Raw genomic sequence first — 22,455 nt, forward strand, 5'->3', positions numbered from 1 at the left:
ATAACAATAAGCCTGTTTACTATGTAAAAATAAACACTGGTCTCTTTGTTGTTGAACAAGAAAGCTTTTCTCTTCAGGGGGAAGTTCGCGTAGATGTCATCTTTTAACAAGTCGCTAGCCAGAGAAAGCACGGTAAGATTATCAGAGTAAGCATAGCGTTGAGTTTGGATGTTGTCGGTACGATATCCCACACATCGTTACATTCGCTGCTATTATGATGAACGGGAAGGTCTGAACTTATTTTTGTGTACTTTCGCGACGCGTATTATCGCGCTTAACGCTAAAAGATAACTGAGATGAGTTGTGCTACTAATTACCCGACTTTGAATCAAAAGCTTCAAGCCTGTCAGTTTCATCCTTAACCACCTGATAACACTCACAGCACAACGCTTCCAACTTTGGTCGGTCAATCACAGTAATATGCCCCCTATGATAGGTTATTATGCCCGCTCGCTGCAGTTTCCCCGCAGCTTCTGTTACGCCCTCACGACGCACGCCCAGCATATTTGCGATAAGTTCCTGGGTCATCGTTAATTTATTATCAGGTAGGCGGTCAAGCGAAAGCAGTAACCATCTGCACAATTGTTGATCTATTTTATGATGTCTGTTGCAAACTGCTGTTTGCGACATTTGCGTTATAAGCGCTTGTGTATACCTTAGCAGTAAAAGTCTGATTTGAGATTCGCTATTAAATTCCTGACGAAGTATCGCCGCAGGCAATCGATATGCAGAACCTGCACTTTGCACAATCGCCCGACTTGGTGTGCTGCCCCCGCCCATAAACACAGAGATACCGACCAATCCTTCGTTACCAACCAGCGATATTTCTGCCGATGCGCCGTCTGACATTACAAACAATAGTGATACGATAGCGTCAATAGGGAAATAGACATACTCTAATTTTTCGCCCGATTCATAAAGTACTTTTCCCAAAGGAAGAGACGTTAAACTGAGGTGTGGAAAAATATGCTCTTTTGAGTTTTTTTCCAGCGCCGACAAAAGTCTGTTTTGTAATGGTTCCATCATGTTGAGTCCTTTTATCGCGTTTAGCCCTTCACATCATCAGCTACGCGTTATTCGATAAAAAATGTTGAGGTGCTGCGTTATTTCTGGTCTGAATTGGCAAGGCAGTGAATAACCAAGAACGGTTTTTTCACTGCACTTCACTCTCTATCTAATCACTTCAGAAGTTAACGGGGAAAGTATAGTCTAAACGCTTGTTCTGTATGTAAGATAACAATACCCCGCCAGTAATTCTCACAGGCTATCAAAATCCAGTTTATGCGCTTGTCCTATTTCTCTGATGATAAATGATAGCCGGTTCAAACGGCTATCATGTGTAATTAGTGCTATTTTGTTGCAAAACCTTGCAGTAAAAAGTTGGTAATTAGTGGTACGAATAACTCTGTATAAGTTACTAACCGCTTACCACGCGATGCTTTTTTTATGATCTCTCATAAAGTTTGAATTAATTACATGTATGTTTGCTATCGAACATACATGTACGATGAAGTAGATTATGCTCATAATATCAAATCAACTGCATAGGCTTGCCCCGATGGCAAAGGTTACGATGAGCGTCGACAATCTACAACCGGCCGCGGTTATGCTATTGAATAGGAAAATCAACGCTGTTGTACCGCTTTTTAATCGTTATTGGCCAAAAGCAATGACTAATAATGGCTGGGTCTTTGAGCAATTCAGATTACTGCCCTTCGACAAAACGCACTACATCAACAAGCGCTGTCACTTACATCTAATAGAGCTCGGTGAAACCACGAACGTTGTTAATCTGCATTGGCCCAAAGTGTTGCTTTTGCAGCAGTAGCAGCATCCCTGATGCGTAGTTCTCAGCTATACAGCGGCACAGGCCCCTGGTAGCTCGGCAACGTAGTCTGAGGTAAGACGCCATAGGACACACCTCGCCCAAAGTACATTGCTTAATGCAATGTCGGAAAACAGCAATAGCAGACTATAAAAGATAGTTACCAATGCCGCTTTTTTTGACCGGTAAATACCCTGGATTGCGTGGGAAGCCGGCGCTATATGTTGCCAGACAACAGTGCAATTACGCACCGAATATATCAATACTCAGGCGACTCGCTTGCTGATGCTAAGCAATAGAAAAAGTGAGTTGCAGTATGAAATCGCACCCACTCACCCAACCAGCAGCGTTGAGAGTATTTTTATCGAGCGGACATTTATCTAGCCCTCATTCAGAAGCTGACTGTCAAATTACTTAGGGGTTTTTCGTGAAGAAGTAAGATTGAAACAATACGCAGACGCTAACCAGAGGCAAACATTATGTCACAAGCCAATGATAATAATTCCCCGCACACACCATGGCAAAGCAGAGAGCCTCCACCAGATATAGATAAGTTGGCAAAGAAATTTTTTGAGCGAATTAAAAGACTAATTCCGGGACGCGGTCGTCCAGTAGCTTTTTTTATTATTTTACTGTTCATTGTTATAGGCGCCAGTCTGTGGAGCGCAATTTATACCGTTCCCAGTGACTCTGTCGCCGTAGTGCAAAGGTTCGGTAAATACGTTGGCGATGTTTCGCCGGGTCTGCACTTCCGCTTTCCCTTTGGTATCGAAACTACTCAAATTGTTCCGGTAAAAAGACAATTGAAACAGGAATTTGGATTTACCACGCCCGACGCCACCGATCCGGTGCAAAGTCCACGTGAGAATGACGCACAGCGCGAAACTCAAATGGTGACAGGTGATTTAAATGCCGCGTTAGTTGAATGGGTGGTGCAATACCGTATCTCCGACCCCGTCAAATTTCTATTTGAGGTGAGAGAACCCAGTGAAACATTACGCTATGTTTCTGAATCGGTAATGCGTGAAGTGGTTGGTGACCGCACAGTAGATGAAGTGATTACTATTGGCCGACAGCAAATTGAATCTGAAGCCCTGATTAAAATGCAGGCTACATCAAGCAAATATGCCATGGGTATTAGTATCGACCAGGTACAATTAAAGAACATCAATCCCCCCGAACCCGTTCAGGAATCTTTTAATGAAGTCAATCAAGCCCAGCAGGAAAAAGAAAAGCTGATAAACGAAGCGCGACGAGACTACAACAAAGTTATTCCTTTAGCAGAAGGAGAGAAGGATCAGCGTATTCGGGAAGCAGATGGATATCGTCTAAAACGCATTAACGAAGCAAAAGGTGATACTGCCAGATTTAATGCGCTCTACTTTGAATATGTAAAGGCACCAGAGGTCACGCGTAAGCGCATCTACCTCGAAACCATGCAAAAGATTATGCCCAACGTCACCACTAAGTTCATTCTGGATACTGAATCTCAAGGCATATTGCCACTACTTAATCTTGATAGTGTTGAGGTTGCACGCCATGAATAAAACAACCTTATTATCAGTGACCGGCTTCGTACTTATTGCTGTGTTGATAGCATTAATTAAAGGTGCGCTGTACACAGTAGGAGAGGTAGAACAGGTCGTTGTTACCCAGTTTGGTAAGCCTGTAGGAGAGCCTATCGTAACAGCGGGCTTGCAATTTAAGATACCATTTATCCAGCAGGTTAATCCTATTGAAAAACGTGTACTGGAATGGGACGGCAATCCTTCTGACATGCCTACCAAGGATAAGCTGTATATCTCTGTAGATTTGTTCGCACGCTGGCGAATCATCGATCCATTACAATATTTTTTACGCCTGCGTGATGAACGAAGCGCGCAATCCAGGCTTGATGACATACTTGGCAGTGAGACTCGAAACGCTGTAGCCAAACACGAGTTGATAGAAATCATCCGAACTACCAAGGACCGTGTTCCACAACGCGACGAACTACTTACTGATGCCGAAAAAACACTCAACATGGGTACTTTGGTACCAATTAACAAAGGACGCAAAGTCGTAGAAAATGAAATTTTTCAGTCGGCAGCCGAAAAGGTCAATGTGTTTGGCATTGAACTGTTGGATATCCGCTTTAAAAGGATTAACTACAACGCCAGTGTGCGACCCAAAATTTACGACAGAATGGTGAGTGAACGACGGCAAATTGCTGAGCGCTTTCTTTCTGAAGGTCATGGCGAAGCTGCCAGGATCCGCGGAAACCGCGAGCGCGATTTAAACAAAATTCAGTCGGAGGCCTATCTGCAGGTTGAAAAAATTCGAGGACAAGCCGACGCCATTGCCGCACAGATATATTCTGATGCCTATAATCAAAGTGAAAAAGCTGTCAGCTTTTATGAGTTTACCCGAACCATGGCCGCTTTTCCTTCCATCGTAGACAATGGCACAACACTCATATTATCAACGGACAGTGAGATGTATAAATATATTAAAACCTCAACCTCAGAGGAAAAATAGCAAACAACCGCGACGTGCACTACTAATGATAAAATGTTGACAAGGCGAAATGGTATCTAAGGCGTCGGCACCGGTTTGTAGTTAACACCTGACTGATAAGTAGTTACTCGGTCTCGTTTTCAATGCTTCTGGCATCAACGATAAAACCCCGGAGAGTAGCGAATGAGTAAAGATGATAATTGGATTAAGTTTACTATCTGGTTTACCAAAACAACGACGATTATCTGCGGTTTTATGGGTACCATGAGCAAAAAATGGCAGGATGCCATTTTTCATGGCAACGTTAATCTTCATCAAATGACAGAATTGTCTCAGGAGATTAATCCTGATGAAACTACGAACCATTTCTAAGTTCTTGCTTGCAAAAAGCAGAGGAAATGCAGAACAGCTACCGCAGTCTCCTATTGACTGGATAACTCAACCCTTAGGCCGTTTCTTCAAGATAGAGGCAGCAGCAGGACTAATATTACTTCTGTTTACGCTGCTGGCGCTCTATTTAGCCAACTCCGGTTTCAGTTCAGAATTTGCCGCACTATGGAAAATTCCTATTGGGATCTCTATCGGCTCGATCTCATTTGAACGTTCTCTGCACGCATGGATAAACGATGCAGTTATGACGCTCTTTTTCTTTCTCATCGCATTAGAACTCAAGCGTGAGTTGGTTTTAGGAGAGTTACGTAAACCTCGACTCGCATTGTTGTCAATTTCCGCAGCGATTGGCGGCATGATAGTACCTGCAAGTATTTATCTTCTTTTCCAGTTTGGCGAAGTCGGCCAGCGCGGTTGGGGAACCGTAATGGCAACGGATACAGCGTTCGTTATTGGTTGCCTGGCATTACTGGGGACCCGAATACCCAAGAGTCTGCGCATATTTATGTTATCGCTGGCAATTGTTGACGATCTTGGCGCAATAATAGTCGTTGCACTGGGCTATGGTAACAACCTTGACTGGTTGTTTATAGGGTGTGCTTTTATCGGCTTCGCACTGATTAAATGTATGTCTTCTTTAGGCATCCGTAGTTTGGCTTTGTTCTTCGCTGTGGGTTGTGTTATTTGGCTATTTATTGATGCTGCCGGTATTCATCCTACCGTCACCGGCGTAGTGCTTGGTTTGATGACACCGACATCTAAGTGGGTTAACGAGAGCAAACTGTATGATATTGTCAATGCGCTGTGGAGTCCGATAGCGACGGAGCAGAAAAACCAGCACGCTTTTCGTAGCAGGCTGTTAAAAACCGCAGAGGCCGCTGCTCGTGAAGCATTGTCCCCGGTAGAAAGATTAGAAATCTTACTTCACCCTTGGGTTGGGTTTGTTGTGATGCCACTGTTCGCGTTCGCTAATGCAGGTATTCCCTTGAGTAACCAAGACATGCCAACTTCGATTATTCTGGCAATATTCTTCGGTTTTGTGCTCGGTAAGCCTGCCGGAATTTGTTTGTTTAGTTGGTTTGCCATAAAAACTAAGCTTGCCGAACGCCCTGCAGATTTATCTTGGGGATTAATTTTGGCGGGCGGTATTTTAGCCGGTATTGGTTTCACTATGGCAATATTTATCGCTAATTTAGCTTTCGCTCCTGCGTTAATTAATGCCGCGAAATTAGGCATTCTCGCAGCCTCCTTATTCTCATCTGTTATCGGTATCGCGTTGTTATTTTTTATTACTCGACATCACACTGCCAGCAAATTAAAAGAATAAAGAGCCCGTCGAAAAGAGGTGACTGTCATATCAGAAGGGTTGCTAAGTGGTATATCGTAAGCTTGAAAGCTGCGCATTGGGTTGTTTGATACCCCCTGTCATTTGGTTACCGCCTTACCTGATATTGAAGTGTTCAGGATCTTTTGACCAACATCGGTGTAGCTATTCGGGATAAATTTCTCAGATTAATTTAGCGTAAGCCACCATTTTATGAATGCAGTCTCTATTCGTAATAAACAGCCAATTGAATCGCCGCTTCTTCAAACAATACTTATTCATGTTTAAGCGCAAAGAAAAATACGAAAGAATGGGATTGTCAGTCTTCAATGAATAACATGTAGTAAGCGCGCAGATCTAGAAGTCTCTCACAGACTAAAATAAGAGAACAACCACTCGCTCCTTTCTTAGAAATTTGCTTTCAAATACCGGGCACTAACGTTTTGTCTCTCTTTTATCTTATAAACCTTGATCTTGCTCAACAGAACGACGATGCGAGCTTGTGCAATGTGAAATTCAGCCCGATACTATGATCACTGGCGGTATGTACTACCAGTCGACCATGCAGTTACTGGTCGTTGTTTCTGGCAAAATTGAGGAGACAGCGATGAACAAACTCTCAAACCAAAACCGATTTGATCTCGACAGTTTATTTGATCACTTTCTCAGTCCCCTTTCCTCTTCCGACCCGGGCTTTTTCAGCCCCAGAGTTGATATTACCGACAAAGGCGACCACTTTATCATCGCCGCTGAACTGCCCGGTGTTGATAAAGAGAATATTCATCTTGAGCTGCACAATGGCGTGCTTACCCTAAGTGCTGAGGTGAAACAAAATGAGAAAGAAGAAAAAGAAGGCCGGGTAATACGTCAGGAGCGGCGTTACGGGCATTTCCAGCGAAGCTTCACCGTGGGCGATGCCGTACAGGAAAATGATATTACTGCATCGTTTGAGAACGGCATTCTTAAGGTAACTGCGCCTAAAGCGCAACAGACTGAGCCTCAAAAACGGCGTATTGATATTCGGTAACACCGACACCACGAAGCTGGCCGCCTGCTGGATGGGGCGGCCACCTTCATCATTAATACTGTTAAAAAATGGGGGCAGTATGGCAACTCTCACCTTCCTTGGCGCGGTAAATGGTGTCACCGGTTCCATGCATTTATTAAAAACAGCCACCAGTACCGTACTTTTAGACTGTGGTCTGTTTCAGGGCGGTCGTAAGGTAGAGGCAAGCAACAATGACCCCTTCCCTTTTGATGCCACATCCATTGATGCGGTGGTGCTTTCACATGCACACCTGGATCACTCAGGCCGGCTTCCGCTGCTAGTCAGGCGTGGCTACAAAGGCCCGATTTATATGACGCCGGCCACCAGCGATTTAATTGATGTCATGTTAAAGGATGCAGCCTCCTTACAAATGCGGGATACCGAGTGGGAGAATAAACGCCGACTTCGTGCGGGCAAACCGCAAATTGACCCGCTCTATACGCTGGACGATGTCGAGGACACGCTGGCACTATGCCAGCCTCTGCCTTATGAGAACGAGCTAGCTGTTACCCGTGATATTACGCTGAATCTGCGTGAAGCGGGTCATATTCTGGGCTCCTCCATTGTTGAATTATTCATCAGTGACACATTACCAATCCGAAAGCTGGTTTTTTCCGGCGACCTGGGCAATGCGCAGGCTGCTCTACTCAGAGATCCCGCCAGTATCACACACGCCGATGTGGTGTTGATGGAGTCGACTTACGGGGACAGAGAGCATCGCTCCATTGCCGACACCCTGGATGAATTTGAATCAGTCATTACTCGCGCATCTGCTGACGGGGGAAATATTCTGATCCCATCGTTTGCGGTTGGCCGGACTCAGGAAATTATTTTCAGGTTAGGCGCTCTGTACCAGCAAGGTAAGCTGCCGCAGCAACTGATATGTTTAGACAGCCCCATGGCAATAGCAGTAACTGAGATATATCACCGCTATCAGGATGTATTTAATCATGAAGATATGCAGCTGATGAAGCGCTCGGGCGATAATGTCTATTCTTACAAATACAAAAGTCTGCACAGCTTTTTACCCACACTACGCTACGCGGTGACTACGCAGGAATCAATGGCACTGAACCGGGTAGAACGTGGCGCTATCATTATTGCCGGAAGTGGCATGTGTAACGGTGGCAGGATCCGACATCACTTAAAACACAATTTGTGGCGACATCAATCTCATGTGGTGTTTGTAGGCTACCAGGCCAACGGCACCCCGGGGCGCTTGTTGGTGGATCGCGCGAAACGCATAAAGATGGCTGGCGAATCGATTGCCGTCAATGCTCAGATTCATACATTGGGCGGCTTTTCGGCGCACGCCAGTCAGTCACAGCTTATTGACTGGTTTTCACATTTTGACACTCCCCGCCCCCCTTTGTATCTGGTCCATGGTGAAGACGATGCCAAAAAAGCGCTCAGACAAGCCTTATTGAAAGCAAACTGCCATGCAACGATCCCTGTGTCAGGGCAAACTATCGATATTTAAACCGCCACAGGCAGTGCACGACTACTTTTTTCCCCGTCGAGGATAAAAAACTGTAATATTGTTCACTGAAGCAAGACTAGGGATAGAACACTGAAATAAGGAGAGTTAAACGTGAACGATATATTAACCCAGTTTGAAAATGCATCAGCATTACAGCTTTCGGTCATCATTCTGGCGATGGGGCTGGTGTGGTTTTTACCCTTTTTGCTGGCGCTGGTTTTTAATCGGCGTCAAGCCAAATTAATTGCCATCGCCTGTGTACCGGCTGGCCTGTCTGTTGTTGCCTGGTCAGCACTGATGGTGTGGTCTGTGACAGGTAAGGCGGCTGAAAAATATTTGCCCAAGCGTGTTAAAGCCAAATTGGAAGCCGGCGGTTAGCCGGGACAGATAATAACGAACCGACTATGCCGCACGTTGCTGCAGCCAGCGCGCGGCGTAGTTCAATATCCGCCACTTTCTACGCATACCGTCATCTTCTCCGGTTAGGAAAAGTGACGGTTTACTTCTTTAATCCAGTGCGCTTTTTCATCTTGTGTTAAAAAGCTGGCTTTAAAGCTGTTTATTACCAACGCCTGTAACTGATTTTTGGTCATACCCAGTGCTGCATCCAGCGCTTCAAAATTACGATTCAGATAACCGCCAAAGTACGTAGGATCGTCTGAATTAACGGTAACCAATAACCCCTTATCCATTAGAGCGAATAACGAATGCTGACGCATATCATTAATCACTTTCAGCTTAAGATTACTCAGCGGGCACACCGTCAGCGGTATCTGCCGCTTTTTCAGTAACGCAACTAACTCCGGGTCTTCCAGACAGCGAACACCATGGTCAATTCTGTCTACACCCAGTGTGTGAATAGCTTGCCAGATATAATCGGCGGGCCCTTCCTCACCGGCATGTGCCACGATGCGAAATCCCAGCCTGCGGACCTGGGCAAACACGCGCCTGAATTTTACCGGAGGATGACCTTTTTCAGAACTATCCAGGCCCACCGCATCAATGTAACGATAATAAGGCTTAGCCTGTTCTAACGTATCGAATGCTTCTTGTTCGCTCAAATGGCGCAAGAATGACAATATGAGTTTTACACTCATTCCCCACTGCTGACGGGCTTTATCTATCGCTTTTAAAAAACCCGGCATAAAAATATCGTATCCGATATCGCGCTCTGTGTGGGTTTGCGGGTCGAACATTATCTCGGTATGAACAATGTTTTCTTCTTTGCATTTACACAAGTAAGACCACATCAAAGCAAAGAAGTCGTCTTCATCCAGCAGCACGCTGGCACCGGCATAGTAAATATCCAGAAAGCTTTGCAGATTGGAAAACTGGTATGCCGCTTTGATTTGCGCCACATTTTTGTATGGCAGAGTGATGTTGTGCTTGGCAGCCAGAGACCACATAAGTGATGGCTCCAGCGAGCCTTCAATATGCAAATGCAGCTCAGCTTTGGGTACCGAAGAGATAAGAGAAGATAAAGTCATAAGTTCGCTTTTAAATATTGGCCCTGCCGGGCGCTGTTGTTACAAACCGATAACATGCAATGTCTTGCACCTGACTGTTGGTTCCAGCACAATTGCGCATTGTTCACCGCGTCTGATGATATTGCTTATTTATTCTAGTCATTAAACGCATGTCTTAAAAGCCATTTTCAATTTACTCAATGATATGGTTGCCAGGAATGTTTTACATCTTGGCTATAAAGCCATCCTTCGCGGTGCTGATTTGTGTTCAGCTCAAGGCACCCTACTACCTGACCAAATGGTCAATGTACTCGTTGTCCGCAGTGCTGTACACCCATTGTCATTTTTCAGTACGAGTAAATCCATGTCATCATCATTTCTGGACAAATTTTTTAAGCTTTCCGAGCACGGCACGACGGTCAAAACCGAGATGCTTGCCGGCCTGACCACATTTGCAGCCATGTCCTACATTCTGGTGGTGAACCCCGGTATTCTTGGCCTTAGTGGTATGCCGGTTGAGGGCCTGATCACTGTCACTGCACTTTCTGCCTGTATCGGTACAATGTTGATGGCAGTGATGACTAACTACCCCATCGCACTGGCGCCGGGTATGGGGCTCAACGCATTTTTTGCTTTTACGATTTGTATGACCCGGGACATTTCCTGGCAGGCGGCACTGGGGATTGTTTTCTGGAACGGAATATTATTTTTGCTGCTGACCCTTACCGGCGTCCGAACCAAAGTGGCAGAAGCCATCCCGGCATCTCTTAAAATAGGCGTACAATGCGGTATCGGCCTGTTTATCGCATTCATCGGCTTGCGAAATGCCGGGCTGGTGGTTGATCATCCGGCAACGTTTGTCACGCTGGGCGACTTATCAGAACCATCAACCATGCTAGCGCTGGCTGGCATTTTACTGACAATCGTAGTTGTTATAAAACAAATTACCGGTGGTATTTTATTGTCGATTATTGTGCTGAGCATCATCGGTCTGTTCATTCCCACCGCTGACGGGATGCTCACGGCCAGGCCGGATGCTATTGTCGGCGTGCCCCATGGCATTCAGAAAACCTGGATGGCGATGGACTTGTGGTATCCGATTGAGCACTTCTCAGAAACCTGGGACCTGATTTTTGCGCTGATGTTTGTCAATATGTTCGATACTATCGGCACGCTGATAGGCGTCTCGCGACGCGCGCATCTGCTGGATGATCACGGAAAACTGCCGCGTATTGGTTCAGCGATGAATGCTGACGCAACCGCAAGTATTGCCGGCGCTGCGTTAGGCACCTCACCGGTAACAAGTTACGTAGAGTCAGCAGCCGGTGTATCTGCAGGCGGTCGCACCGGACTCACCGCGCTGACCGTTGCGGCCTGCTTTTTACTGTCACTTCTGTTTACCCCGTTGATGGAGGTGATCCCATTAATGGCCACGACACCAGCGCTTATCATGGTGGGCATTTTAATGATGGACTCTATCCGGCAGTTGGATTTTGATGATTTGGGAGCCTTGGCGACAGCATCGGTGGCGCTACTGGCGATGCCGCTTACTTTCAGCATCAGCGAGGGGATTGCCCTGGGCTTCATCACCTATGTAACGGTGATGGTGGGTACGGGCAAGGCACGTGAGGTTAGCCTGCTTACCTACGCGCTGGCATTGATTTTTCTGCTGCGTTACGCACTGGATTTGAAATAAATCTGCCGCGCCTGGCTACTATGGTGCCGGGCGCGTGGCGCTTAGATACCTTCGTAAGAGAAAGTCACTGCCTGATCATTCATAAACATCACTTTGATGTGTTTACTCTCTTCATCACCCCAGAGACAACTCTGCGTGCCCAGTGAGCGACTGCAGCGTTCTGCTGAACCCAGTACATCTTCCACTTCGGCCTGCGACATTCCCATTTCGAGTTTATCGTAATTTTCCTGAGTCAGCTTTGAACACCCGGTCAGCATCAAAAGCACACCACCAACGATCATTATCGTGCGTTTCATTTGTCCTTCACCTGTCTTTCACACTACCAGACAGTTATTACACGTATTAGTTATGCCTTATCTACACCAACGTGATGACTAGCGGATAAAATTTAATACCTGAAATCATCTGTCTGATACATTCACAATAAACGATACATCCATCATGACGTGGGCTGATGTTATTGGCAACGAAAAATCGCCGTATTTTTACTGTCCATCTGACACCGGCGTTTCATACTTTTTTGGCACTGTCAGACCACATCCTTTTAAGACCATATTAATCAACGTGTTGGTGGCGGTATTAAAATCGGCCCTGGTCATTTTCTGCCCCTGAAGATGTGTTATCTGAGTGGCGAAATCGGCATAGTGCTGCGTGCTTCCCCAGATATTGAACAACAGAAACGCCGGATCGACCGGATCCATTTTTCCAGCATCAATCCATTGTTGAATGACCGCTACGCGAGACGCCATCCAGGCCTTATGCGCCTCATTAAAAGCCTCGTTCAGGTTTGGGGCACCATTTATAATTTCCATGGCAAAAATGCGTGAGAGTAACGGGTGTGTTTGCGACAAAGTCATTTTTTCGCTGATGTACTCGGCCAGGGTTATGGCCGGATCGTCCTGACCGGTAGCCTGATCGAAGCGGGAGTTCCAAAGTGTCAGGATGCGCGACAGGATGGTTTGATACAACGCCTGCTTTGACTTGAAGTAATAAAGCACATTGGTTTTTGGTAAACCTGCCGTATCGGCAATTTTTTGTACTGACGCCCCACCAAAACCACATTGTGCAAAAGTCTGTTCTGCGGCCTGTAATATCAAGCGACGATTTTTATCACCTACGGATGACCCTGCTGTACTTTTTGCCATGCCTGACCCGATAGCTGTCAACACCTCTACAAGGGGTGTCAGATTTCAAAAAATAAGGCGCATAATAGTGCCACAGTATTTTTGCAACGCAACAATACATGTACATGCAGCTTACCTTATTCATCCACAACGGTAATGGCGGTGTATAATGTTAACAAAGCAAGATCGTAGTCTGCTTGACTGTAATGCAAGAACAAAGGAAAGACGATGACACTGGATAAACTCAATACTATGTCTCTTGCCGGCGCCGCAGACTGGTTCAGCCATATTTGTGCAGCCAGAAGCTGGATAAGCTGTATGGTCGAAAGCCGCCCATATCACTCTGTTCAGGCCGTTCAGGAAGCCGCAGTAACACATTGGAAATCACTTTCAGACAGTGATTATCGCGAGGCGCTGGCCGCAGAACCTTTGTTGAAAATAAGCATGATTACCGACGATGTCAGCGCTGATAAAAAGCTGAACTTTAATACGATGAATATGGAGTATCTTAAAAAGCACGGCTTCATTTTTATCACCTCGACCACTGACAAATCAGTGGATGATGTCATCAACGAACTCGATGAACGCCTAAACCAATCGACAGATCAGGAATTGTCCACCGCGCACAGCTGTTTTGGTGAGCTTATAAAAAAACGCATGCAAATACGTTTGGACCGGTAACCTCAATTCAAAAAGATGCCCCCTTGCTCTGGGGTGAAAGCCCCTGTAAACTCCCGCAGCAACCGCTACAGCGCTTGCCTGATAAATTTTTTTTGTTTTTTGTTGTAACTATTCGAGGCTGTCAGTGAGTAAACACGACCTATTTCGTGCTGGTATCGTGCACTTCCCCCACCCAACCACCCAACCGGACACAGAGGCTGAATGCTTCAGTGACGGGGCGCTGGTTATTGCGCAGGACAAAATTGTCGCAATGGGCGAATATGCAGATATCTGTGACAGGTATCCTGACGCAACACAGCATGATTTTCGCGGCAAATGGATTGTACCCGGTTTTATCGATAGCCATTTACACTTCCCGCAAACTGAAATGATTGCCTGTTATGGTAAACAGTTACTTCATTGGCTTGAGCAGTATACCTTTCCCACCGAAAGTAAGTTCTCTGAGCCTGATTATTGTCGGCAGGTTGCGCCTGCCTTCATCAGACAACTGATTAAAAATGGAACCACCACGGGTCTGGTGTTCTCATCGGTGCACGCGGATGCTGCCGATGCGTTATTTGAGGCTGCCTCTGACATAAATATGGGTATCATTGCCGGGAAAACCTGCATGGACAGAAACTGCCCGGACTGGTTACAGGATTCGGCAGACACCGCGCAGCTGCAAAGTGCACAGTTAATCAGTAGGTGGCACAAAAAAGGCCGAAATCTTTACGCCCTAACGCCACGTTTCGCCCCTACCAGCACTGAAAATCAGATGCATGCGTTAGGCGAATTGGCACAGCAGTATCCTGATGTCTTCATACAAACTCACCTGTCTGAAAATATGGATGAGATTGAGTGGGTAAAATCATTGTATCCTCAATCTGATGGCTACCTTGATGTTTACGACCGGTTCCACATGGTGCGCCCCAGAGCCGTATTCGGACACTGTATTCATATGACAGACAACGAATGGTCAAGGCTGGCAGAAAGTGGCGCAACCGCCGCATTTTGCCCGACATCTAATTTATTCTTAGGCAGTGGATTATTTAATCTGGATAAAGCACGGCATGCGGGCGTGCACCTGGCTCTGGCAACGGATGTTGGCGCTGGCACCAGCTTTAACTTGCTCAAAACGTATGGCGAAGGCTATAAAGTGGCGCAGTTAAACGGTCAGACTTTTTCAGCGCTTCAGGGGCTGTACAGTATGACGCAAGGGCCAGCTGTAGCCTACGGTTTAGATGACAGCATCGGCAACTTGAATCCGGGTACCGTCGCCGACTTCGTGGTGCTTGATCCGGTGTTTGATGAGCTCACCGCGATGCGTCTTGAAAACAGCCATTCTGCCCAGGATATGCTATTTGCCCTGAGCATGCTGGGTGACGATCGGGCGATATATCAAACCTGGATTGCCGGTCAGTGCCAATATGAGAAATAGTAAAATGCCCTAATCAATTGCGGGGCGTCGTACGGGTGCGTTTCAATGAATGCGGCGAACGAATAAGTAGAACGTAAGGAAAGTGGTGCGTCTACCCTGACTCGAACAGGGGACCTCTACCATGTCAAGGTAGCGCTCTAACCAACTGAGCTATAGACGCATAGGTCGTTAACGGCTGATGCGTTAAGATGGCGCGTATCATAACGGGGGCATTGCATTCAATCAAGGCATTTTTTGCATTGTGTGAACTGTTTGCTCATTTGGTGAGCGTATCTTCCTAAAATCACACCAAACGCTAAAAACAATTAAAGGGTAACGGCTTTACGTCATCCATAATCGTATCGTTTTCAACCTGTTGCATAAAATGGTCGCCCAGCCTGTCAGACTCACTGATGACAGTCTCCCAATACGGTATGCGTTGTTCCGGGCTCATGGTTTCAAAATCTTTTCGATCCGGAATTTTCTGATACGGCAAACTTTCCACAAAGCTGGCTGAGGGCACGACCATAACCACGCTATCATAACTTGAAGCATGCACCAGACGCTTTTTAAGCGCTTTATCAAACCACCCTGTTACTGGTCTTGGATAAAAATGCGGATACAATGCCAGCCCTTTATGCGGACCGAACGCCAGGTCAAAGTGATAATCAATGATGCCGCCATCCCGATAGACACCTGGTTTGGCGCCAATGATATTCGTCACCCCGTCCAGCACCATAGGTATCGAGCCGGAGGCAAGCAGCGCATCTTTAATATTGTTGAATCCCAGTTCAGCACGCTCGGTTTTAAGCCCATATGGATCGTAAATTTCCAGACTACTGTCTGGTGCTGAAAAGAGGGTTCGCGTAAAACTGCGCTGGAGATGTTTCCTGTGCAGAGCGTTCGCTGCTGCGCTTAATGCCAGCCCCGATAACTGTGAAAGTTTTCCTTGTCCAGATACCAGCCCTTTACAGCGCGCTGCGATGATATGTGCTTTAAATCTGGGATTGGTCAATACATCCTCCTGACCATGCTCTCCCAGCATATCGCTTAACAATGATTTAGCTTTTGCAGTGATCTCCCGGGATGTTGGCTTGTCTGAGTAAACGGTATTGGCGTAGCGCGTGGCCAGACGATTGATGGCGGCCAAAGGATCCCGCTGCACTGCACAAACTGCTCTGAAAGCCCCTGCTGACGAACCAATAATCTGCATTTGTCCGCCCCGGCTGCTGAAATACTCAGGAAACATGACTCTGTCGAGCCCGGTTAATACAAACCATTTGGGACCACCGGATGCCCCGATAAAATAATCAAACAGCAATGGATGAAAACCATGTTTCTTGAGCAAGCGCAGGGCCCGCGGACCTGCAAAAATATCTAAAGGAGCACTCACATCTGTCACCACAACTTATTCATCACTTTAAGGTTAATGTATCATTTTTACGCGGCATGCTGGAATTTGCGTTTCAAATACATATTTATCACAAAATTGTATTTCGGTTTTCATACATCATGTCCCTCCGATCGCTGATCCGCGGATTGGAATACTGCATCTTTAACGACTTAAAATTTATACGATCAGCAGCAAACTGTGTATATAACTGGTCTGATGTCAACTTATATAACCCCGTTTTTTTTGAAAAAAAGCCGGTATTTTTAATGTCAGCAGCTAGACACAGGAACAGGAAAATGCTTGGGAATAAGTGTTTTTTATCCACTGGGTAAAAATTACACAATATTTTTAAACCTTTAAAATCATAATGTTACAACCAAGCCCCAAACTACTTAACAAGGTTATCCACAGAATGCGTGGATAACACGTGGCACTTATCCCAAGATAGTGATTTAATACCTATCTCTTCTGGCAGTTAAAGTTGCAAACCATGGCTATTCAAACGCTGGCCGTTTTACCACAACAATTCAACATCCACGCGATGGAGCCTGATGAGGTCATTCCGCAGAGTGTTTTTAACAGTGATATCTATTTCATTGGTAAAACCGGCGATCAACTTTCCCTCGTTGTTCCTGACACCCTTGAAATTGATTCTGTGGATGTCGATAAAAACTGGCGAGTCCTTGAATTAATAGGCCCTTTACAGCTTTCTATGGTAGGGATCATGGCGCAAATCGGCCAGGTACTGGCAAGAGCAAAAGTCAGCATTTTTATCGTTTCCACCTTTGATACAGACTTTTTCCTGGTAAAAGACAATAAACTGAGTGTAGCGGTAAGTGCGTTGCGTCAAGCAGGATATACGGTGAACGAATAACGGCTATGTCAGTATCTCCACGCCGTATCGATATCCCAAGCCCTGTTTCAGGTACATTATGCAATGGTTCAGCGCCTGTCAGTATGTATCAGACGCTGTTCGACGCTACAGTTTTCCTCAATGTGACAGGCTCACAGCTTTTTGCGCCATTTGACGGGTACCTCAGTCAGGTTGATCTTCTGAACTACAGTGTTCGCTATACCTGTTTAAATGGTCTGCAGTTCTGGTTTAGGATCGGAAATGCCACGCGCAAACTTCACACTCAGGGGTGTCAGGTTATGCAGCCAGCAGGTAAGAAGGTTTCAAAAGGAACATTGCTTATGCAATTTAACCCTGCACTTCTCAAACAGGTTGATTCGCTGACAGCCATGATTATGCTCGTTAACGCGGCAAAGTTAAAACAAGTAGATATAAAAAAAGCCAGGCAGTACCTGGCTTTAGAAGATTCTTTGATGTCGCTGGAAATTTAGCGCTTAGTTAGAAAAATTATACTCTAACGTAATTTCAGCCTTTAATAACTTTGAAATCGGGCAATTTTCTTTCGCATCTTTCGCGATATTTGAAAATTCACTTTCATCGATTCCACTAACTTTGGCATCCAGTGTAAGCGCTGAGCGTGTAACAGCAAAACCGTCACCGTCTTTTTCCAGAGTAACTTCCGCATCGACTTTCAGCTCACCGCTGTCATAGCCTGCATCGGCTAATGCAAATGATAATGCCATTGCATAACAACTTGCATGGGCACCGGCGATCATTTCTTCCGGGTTAGTACCAGGCTTGTCTTCAAACCGCGTGTTAAAACCGTAAGGTTGTTCAGAAAGCGCACCACTTGCCAGGCTTACATGACCCTGACCTTCTTTACCCAGTGGCTGATAATGTGCTGAAGCTGTTTTTACAATCGCCATGTTATCTCCTGTGTCGCTATAATGAATTACGTGTTTTACAACTTGCTTAGACAGATGCACAGGGCATGCCGACTCGCCTCATCGTCGCAACAAGTCAGTGAAGACGTGCCCTGGAGCCGATATTCTTAAATTCTTTGCGTTGGTCAGAAGCGATATAGCTGTAATAAGTGCAGCGACTCTGTACCTTTTGCAGCACACTTTTTATTTACAATTCTTGGGTAAGCGTCGTTTTGCATCGCCATAAATGAAGCGATAAACTGCTGAAAAATGTTTAGGAATAGATGAATGACAACGACGCTTTATGGCATTAGTAATTGCGACACGATAAAGAAGGCGAAAAAGTGGCTGGAGACAAACAACATTAACTACCAGTTTCACGATTTTCGTAAAGACGGGTTAAGCCGTCAGTGGCTTGAGCAGACTGAGGCAAAACTCGGTTGGGAGACCTTATTAAACAAACGCGGTACAACGTACCGTCAGCTGGATGAGCAGACTAAAACGAATATGACCAGAGACACTGCGCTGGACATTATGGCTGACTCCCCCGCCATCATTAAACGCCCCGTGCTGAGCCACAACGCATCACTTTATGTTGGTTTCAAATCTGATGACTATGAGGAAATTTTCAACCATGAGTGATTCAAGCGTCATTGCGCTGGCTAAAGATTTGATCAACAGAAAATCTGTTACGCCTGAGGATGCCGGATGTCAGGAAATGATGCAGGCAATCCTGGCCTCAGCAGGGTTCAAGAACGAAAGTCTGGTGTTTGAAGACACCACAAACCTTTGGTCCAGACGCGGCACACAAGGCCCGCTTCTGTGCTTTGCCGGGCATACTGATGTTGTTCCCAGCGGACCTGCCAGTGCGTGGCAAACGCCCCCTTTTGTCGCCACCGAAAAAGAAGGCTACCTGCATGGACGGGGCGCGGCAGACATGAAAGGCAGCCTTGCCGCAATGCTGACAGCGACATCGCGATTTGTCAGTGATTATCCGACGCATCGGGGCAGTATCGCCTTTTTGATTACCAGTGATGAAGAAGGGCCATTTATTAATGGTACAACCCGCGTTGTGGATACGCTGGAAGCCAGGAACGAAAAAATCGACTGGTGTATTGTGGGCGAGCCCAGCAGTACCGAGTTTGTTGGTGATGTGGTTAAAAACGGACGCCGTGGATCACTGACCGGTAATTTAACGGTTCAGGGTATACAAGGTCACGTTGCCTACCCTCACCTGGCACGCAATCCTGTTCATGAGGCCGCACTGGCGTTGTCAGAGCTTGCCCGCACGCACTGGGATGATGGCAATACGTTCTTCCCCCCCACCAGCTTTCAGATCTCTAATCTGCATGCGGGTACCGGCGCAGGAAATGTTATTCCCGGTGAATTGAACGTCTGTTTCAATTTTCGATTTTCTACGGAAGTTACCGATAATCAGCTTATCGACAGAGTCACAACGATTCTGGATAGCCACAACCTTGAGTACTCACTGGACTGGACCTTTAACGGCCAGCCTTTCCTAACTGACAGTGGTGAGCTGGTTGATGCCGTTCAGTCAGCTATAACATCGGTGACCGGCTCGCCGGCTGAGCTGTCTACGGCCGGCGGCACTTCTGACGGACGCTTTATTGCACCTACCGGTGCGCAGGTTATCGAGCTTGGCCCGGTAAATGCCACCATCCACAAGATTGATGAATGTGTGAAGATGAGCGACCTGGAATCACTGGAAGAAATTTATTATCAGACTATGGTGAGATTGCTCGCATGAGTACTGCCTGGTTAGGTATCGATAATCCCTGGCTGTGTGATGCGGGTAACGGTCACCGCTTACATTCTGATGTTGTCGGCCCTTTCGTCGCTTTGCAGGATGCTGCCAGGGCCGACGGCGTCGATTGCCAGTTGGTCAGCAGTTTCAGAGATTTTAACCGACAGCTGAGTATCTGGAACCGTAAATGGCGTGGTGAACTACCGCTATTAGACCTGGATGGCGTACCGCTAAATCATGCCAGACTTAGTGACGTTGAAAAGCTTCATGCCATACTGACCTGGTCTGCCCTGCCCGGCGGAAGTCGCCACCATTGGGGGACCGATATAGATGTTTACGATAAAGAAAGCGTTATGAAACGTCGTCATGATTTTTCTTTGGTTGATGCAGAATATCGCGACAACGGCCCCTGTGCAGCGCTGGCTCTGTGGCTGGATGAACATGCCGGCTCCTACGGATTCATGCGACCTTTTTTAAACTGGCATGGCGGAGTGGCCTGTGAGCTGTGGCACTTATCGCATCAGCAAACCGCTACCCGCTTCGAGCAGTCGCGATGTTGCGCAACACTTGCTGATGCCCTTCGCAACAGTGACATGGAAGGCAAACAGATTGTGATCAAACACATCGAAACCCTGTATGAACAATATGTACTGAATAAGGGAACTTCGTCATGAGTCTGGGTTGGATAATTTTGATCATCGCTTTGGTGATCGGGTTGATCGCCGGCAATATTCTGCTGCTGCGCGCAAACAAAAAGTTTAACGTGCCGCCTGATTACGAGCCACGTAAGTACGATGATGACAATGAGGATAAATGGTAGCGGGCACTACAACCCCGCAGCCCTTACCGCTGTACCGCTGATGCTGACCATCAGCATACTGCCCTTATCGCCCATTACTTCATAGTCAATATCAATTCCGACCACCGCATTAGCGCCCATATTGCGCGCTTCCTGCTCAAGTTCTGAAAAAGCCATTTTACGCGCTTTTGTCAGCTCGTCTTCATAGGCCCCTGAGCGTCCGCCGACAATATCTCTGATGGAAGCAAAAAAATCTTTGAACACATTGGCGCCCATGACCGCTTCACCAATAACGATGCCGTGATACTGCTCTATAGTATGGCCTTCAATCGTTGGGGTGGTTGTCAGTATCACTGGATCTCTCCTTAATCAGATATTGTTGTAGATTATGTTTATGCCGCTGCAAGGCATCGGCGGTATAAGGTACAGCTGGCTGACGCCCCCACACAGGCGATGGCCAGGCTATATCATCGCTGAACCGTGCCACATGATGTACGTGTAGCTGCGCCACCACGTTTCCCAGCGCCGCAACATTGAGCTTTTCAGGTAGGTACAACGTTGTCAGCGCACGACACACCATTGCTGATTCTTTCAGAAACTGATGTTGTTTCGTTTCGTCCAGCTCAAACAGTTCACGTACACCAGGTTCTCTGGGCACCAGAATCACCCACGGAAACTGGCTGTCATTCATTAAAAGTGCGCGGCACAGGGGCATGTCGCCGATCAGTTCAGTATCCGCCTGTAACCGGCTGTCCAGTTCAAACATTGTCGCTGCCTAGTGAGGTGGGTACCACGGTCAGGATTGCCCGTTGGCCGATAGCGACATTGGCATTCGGAAAAACAATCGCCTCACCATCCTGCTGCGCCACATATTCAGCACCGGTTTCTGTGGCTAACACTGTTCCGGCCTTAAAGTCTGTGAAGTTGGGCGTATCATCGGCAAAATGCAGTTTAAAATCTTCTTTTTGTTTATTGATCACCTGATTGACGGTGTAAATCTCAACTGTTTCCAGATCCACCTCGGGCGCGTAATCTGCCTCAGCTATCAATGCGGTAATGGCCACACGCGCATCCTCAAAGCGGGACATGTCATTCTCACCAAACGGCCTGACCTTACCCAGTTCAACGGTAAATGCATGTGCCTGGTGAACGTGGCTTGAGTAATAGCTAAAGGTCGTTGTAGGACTCTGACTTAGCAAAATCGTTTTCACGCCGCAGGCTGCCAGAAATGCAATTTGTTCTCTGCTGTGCGTCCGCTCATGCAAAAACGGATAAACGGCAAATTTTTCGTTTTTAGATTCACGGATAGCGGTATGCAAATCATAATGAAGGCGTTCTGCGCTGGCACCCGCAAAAAAAGATGTAACCGCTTCCTCCAACGCTTTAGCACGATGACGCTCCGCATTAATCAGCCCCTGTCCGTCAGAATGCGCGCCGCTGAACAACCGGTTCATATTTTCATCGACAAAACGTTCGGCAATATCCATTGCCGGCAGATTACCGAATAAAAAAAGTATGCGGTGAGCCGGTGTCATTTTCTGCGTCAGTATGTTGGCAACCCACGCATCACATAATTCAATCGGCGCGGTTTCGTTGCCGTGAACGCCGCAGGATAACACGATGCTTTTTGGCGTATCTGCAGGTTTTGCCGGTTCAAATGCAATGATACCGGGCGCCTGAATATTCACCTGCACACCGTTATCCAGCGTGAAAGACAATGGATGTTCGAAAGAAGAAGGCTGAGTGCGGGAGCGATGTAAAAAATCACCGGACTGAATAAGTTCTGCTTGCATGGA

General features: G+C 46.6%; 25 protein-coding genes and 1 tRNA gene. 16 read left to right on the plus strand and 10 right to left on the minus strand.

Translation table 11 applies throughout. The features are described from left to right. Positions 1-309: 309 nt before the first annotated feature. A complete protein-coding gene (locus HHX48_RS04035) occupies positions 310-1,023 on the minus strand; it encodes a Crp/Fnr family transcriptional regulator (protein WP_397541062.1) in 714 nt (237 codons plus the stop codon). 1,281 nt (positions 1,024-2,304) lie between these two features. Between HHX48_RS04035 and hflK the strand changes: the two genes are divergently transcribed. From hflK to HHX48_RS04070, 7 genes are all read left to right on the plus strand, one after another. Beyond that, complete coding sequence (hflK, locus tag HHX48_RS04040; RefSeq protein ID WP_191022411.1) at positions 2,305-3,372, plus strand: FtsH protease activity modulator HflK; 1,068 nt, start codon at positions 2,305-2,307, stop codon at positions 3,370-3,372. Continuing rightward, positions 3,365-4,342 carry a protease modulator HflC gene (hflC, locus tag HHX48_RS04045; RefSeq protein WP_191022412.1) on the plus strand — a complete coding sequence of 326 codons (978 nt, stop codon included), beginning with the start codon at positions 3,365-3,367 and terminating at the stop codon, positions 4,340-4,342. The genes hflK and hflC overlap by 8 nt, the downstream gene beginning before the upstream one ends. A 162-nt stretch (positions 4,343-4,504) precedes the next feature. Next, a complete protein-coding gene (locus HHX48_RS04050) occupies positions 4,505-4,693 on the plus strand; it encodes a hypothetical protein (RefSeq protein ID WP_191022414.1) in 189 nt (62 codons plus the stop codon). Then, on the plus strand, positions 4,671-6,038 hold the full coding sequence (gene nhaA / locus HHX48_RS04055; protein ID WP_191022416.1) for a Na+/H+ antiporter NhaA: 1,368 nt from the start codon (positions 4,671-4,673) through the stop codon (positions 6,036-6,038). Before HHX48_RS04050 ends, nhaA begins: the two co-directional genes overlap by 23 nt. A 499-nt stretch (positions 6,039-6,537) precedes the next feature. Continuing rightward, positions 6,538-7,062, plus strand: a complete 525-nt coding sequence (locus tag HHX48_RS04060) for an Hsp20/alpha crystallin family protein (protein WP_317983471.1) — start codon at positions 6,538-6,540, stop codon at positions 7,060-7,062. A gap of 79 nt (positions 7,063-7,141) precedes the next feature. After that, positions 7,142-8,563: an MBL fold metallo-hydrolase RNA specificity domain-containing protein gene (locus HHX48_RS04065; protein WP_191022418.1), complete on the plus strand. Its 1,422-nt coding sequence runs from the start codon at positions 7,142-7,144 to the stop codon at positions 8,561-8,563. Positions 8,564-8,674: 111 nt separating this feature from the next. After that, complete coding sequence (locus HHX48_RS04070) at positions 8,675-8,941, plus strand: superinfection immunity protein (protein WP_317983472.1); 267 nt, start codon at positions 8,675-8,677, stop codon at positions 8,939-8,941. Between the two features lie 104 nt (positions 8,942-9,045). Here HHX48_RS04070 and HHX48_RS04075 read toward each other — a convergent pair whose 3' ends face one another. Then, on the minus strand, positions 9,046-10,050 hold the full coding sequence (locus HHX48_RS04075) for an adenosine deaminase (protein ID WP_191022420.1): 1,005 nt from the start codon (positions 10,048-10,050) through the stop codon (positions 9,046-9,048). A gap of 343 nt (positions 10,051-10,393) precedes the next feature. On the opposite strand from HHX48_RS04075, the gene HHX48_RS04080 reads away from it, so the two are divergent. Beyond that, entirely contained in the window at positions 10,394-11,725 is a 1,332-nt protein-coding gene (locus tag HHX48_RS04080; RefSeq protein WP_191022421.1) for an NCS2 family permease, read from the plus strand. 41 nt (positions 11,726-11,766) lie between these two features. Here HHX48_RS04080 and HHX48_RS04085 read toward each other — a convergent pair whose 3' ends face one another. Continuing rightward, positions 11,767-12,021, minus strand: coding sequence for a DUF3862 domain-containing protein (locus HHX48_RS04085; RefSeq protein WP_191022423.1), 255 nt, complete (start codon positions 12,019-12,021; stop codon positions 11,767-11,769). Positions 12,022-12,210: 189 nt separating this feature from the next. Continuing rightward, entirely contained in the window at positions 12,211-12,870 is a 660-nt protein-coding gene (locus tag HHX48_RS04090) for a TetR/AcrR family transcriptional regulator (protein WP_191022425.1), read from the minus strand. 207 nt (positions 12,871-13,077) lie between these two features. On the opposite strand from HHX48_RS04090, the gene HHX48_RS04095 reads away from it, so the two are divergent. Further along, positions 13,078-13,530: a 2-oxo-4-hydroxy-4-carboxy-5-ureidoimidazoline decarboxylase gene (locus tag HHX48_RS04095; protein ID WP_191022427.1), complete on the plus strand. Its 453-nt coding sequence runs from the start codon at positions 13,078-13,080 to the stop codon at positions 13,528-13,530. Between the two features lie 124 nt (positions 13,531-13,654). Further along, positions 13,655-14,947, plus strand: coding sequence for a guanine deaminase (gene guaD, locus HHX48_RS04100; protein WP_191022429.1), 1,293 nt, complete (start codon positions 13,655-13,657; stop codon positions 14,945-14,947). Positions 14,948-15,030: 83 nt separating this feature from the next. Here guaD and HHX48_RS04105 read toward each other — a convergent pair. Then, positions 15,031-15,107, minus strand: a tRNA-Val gene (locus HHX48_RS04105). Between the two features lie 135 nt (positions 15,108-15,242). After that, positions 15,243-16,319 (minus strand): patatin-like phospholipase family protein, encoded by a 1,077-nt coding sequence (locus tag HHX48_RS04110; RefSeq protein ID WP_191022431.1) that lies wholly within the window; start codon positions 16,317-16,319, stop codon positions 15,243-15,245. A 490-nt stretch (positions 16,320-16,809) separates the two neighbouring features. On the opposite strand from HHX48_RS04110, the gene HHX48_RS04115 reads away from it, so the two are divergent. After that, complete coding sequence (locus HHX48_RS04115) at positions 16,810-17,193, plus strand: ACT domain-containing protein (RefSeq protein ID WP_191022433.1); 384 nt, start codon at positions 16,810-16,812, stop codon at positions 17,191-17,193. A gap of 5 nt (positions 17,194-17,198) precedes the next feature. Continuing rightward, positions 17,199-17,663, plus strand: a complete 465-nt coding sequence (locus HHX48_RS04120) for a PTS glucose transporter subunit IIA (RefSeq protein ID WP_191022435.1) — start codon at positions 17,199-17,201, stop codon at positions 17,661-17,663. A gap of 3 nt (positions 17,664-17,666) precedes the next feature. Here HHX48_RS04120 and HHX48_RS04125 read toward each other — a convergent pair whose 3' ends face one another. After that, on the minus strand, positions 17,667-18,098 hold the full coding sequence (locus tag HHX48_RS04125) for an OsmC family protein (protein ID WP_191022436.1): 432 nt from the start codon (positions 18,096-18,098) through the stop codon (positions 17,667-17,669). A gap of 285 nt (positions 18,099-18,383) precedes the next feature. Between HHX48_RS04125 and HHX48_RS04130 the strand changes: the two genes are divergently transcribed. Genes HHX48_RS04130 through HHX48_RS04145 form a run of 4 tightly spaced genes read left to right on the plus strand, consistent with a single transcriptional unit; the run spans position 18,384 to position 20,680 of the window. After that, positions 18,384-18,737: an ArsC family reductase gene (locus HHX48_RS04130; RefSeq protein WP_191022438.1), complete on the plus strand. Its 354-nt coding sequence runs from the start codon at positions 18,384-18,386 to the stop codon at positions 18,735-18,737. Then, positions 18,730-19,863, plus strand: coding sequence for a succinyl-diaminopimelate desuccinylase (gene dapE, locus HHX48_RS04135; RefSeq protein WP_191022440.1), 1,134 nt, complete (start codon positions 18,730-18,732; stop codon positions 19,861-19,863). The genes HHX48_RS04130 and dapE overlap by 8 nt, the downstream gene beginning before the upstream one ends. Then, entirely contained in the window at positions 19,860-20,534 is a 675-nt protein-coding gene (locus HHX48_RS04140; RefSeq protein ID WP_191022442.1) for a M15 family metallopeptidase, read from the plus strand. Before dapE ends, HHX48_RS04140 begins: the two co-directional genes overlap by 4 nt. Continuing rightward, on the plus strand, positions 20,531-20,680 hold the full coding sequence (locus HHX48_RS04145; RefSeq protein WP_191022444.1) for a DUF2897 family protein: 150 nt from the start codon (positions 20,531-20,533) through the stop codon (positions 20,678-20,680). Before HHX48_RS04140 ends, HHX48_RS04145 begins: the two co-directional genes overlap by 4 nt. A 6-nt stretch (positions 20,681-20,686) precedes the next feature. Here the strand turns inward: HHX48_RS04145 and HHX48_RS04150 are convergent, their stop codons facing one another. From HHX48_RS04150 to astE, 3 genes are read right to left on the minus strand one after another with little or no spacing between them, the layout of a single operon-like run. Beyond that, positions 20,687-21,013 (minus strand): heavy metal-binding domain-containing protein, encoded by a 327-nt coding sequence (locus HHX48_RS04150; protein WP_191022446.1) that lies wholly within the window; start codon positions 21,011-21,013, stop codon positions 20,687-20,689. After that, positions 20,985-21,425 carry an HIT domain-containing protein gene (locus HHX48_RS04155; RefSeq protein WP_191022447.1) on the minus strand — a complete coding sequence of 147 codons (441 nt, stop codon included), beginning with the start codon at positions 21,423-21,425 and terminating at the stop codon, positions 20,985-20,987. The genes HHX48_RS04150 and HHX48_RS04155 overlap by 29 nt, the downstream gene beginning before the upstream one ends. Continuing rightward, positions 21,418-22,452 (minus strand): succinylglutamate desuccinylase, encoded by a 1,035-nt coding sequence (gene astE / locus HHX48_RS04160; RefSeq protein ID WP_191022449.1) that lies wholly within the window; start codon positions 22,450-22,452, stop codon positions 21,418-21,420. The genes HHX48_RS04155 and astE overlap by 8 nt, the downstream gene beginning before the upstream one ends. Between the last annotated feature and the right edge of the window lie 3 nt (positions 22,453-22,455).

This window comes from Salinimonas profundi (genome assembly GCF_014750655.1).
GTDB classification, from domain to species: Bacteria; Pseudomonadota; Gammaproteobacteria; order Enterobacterales; family Alteromonadaceae; genus Alteromonas; species Alteromonas profundi_A.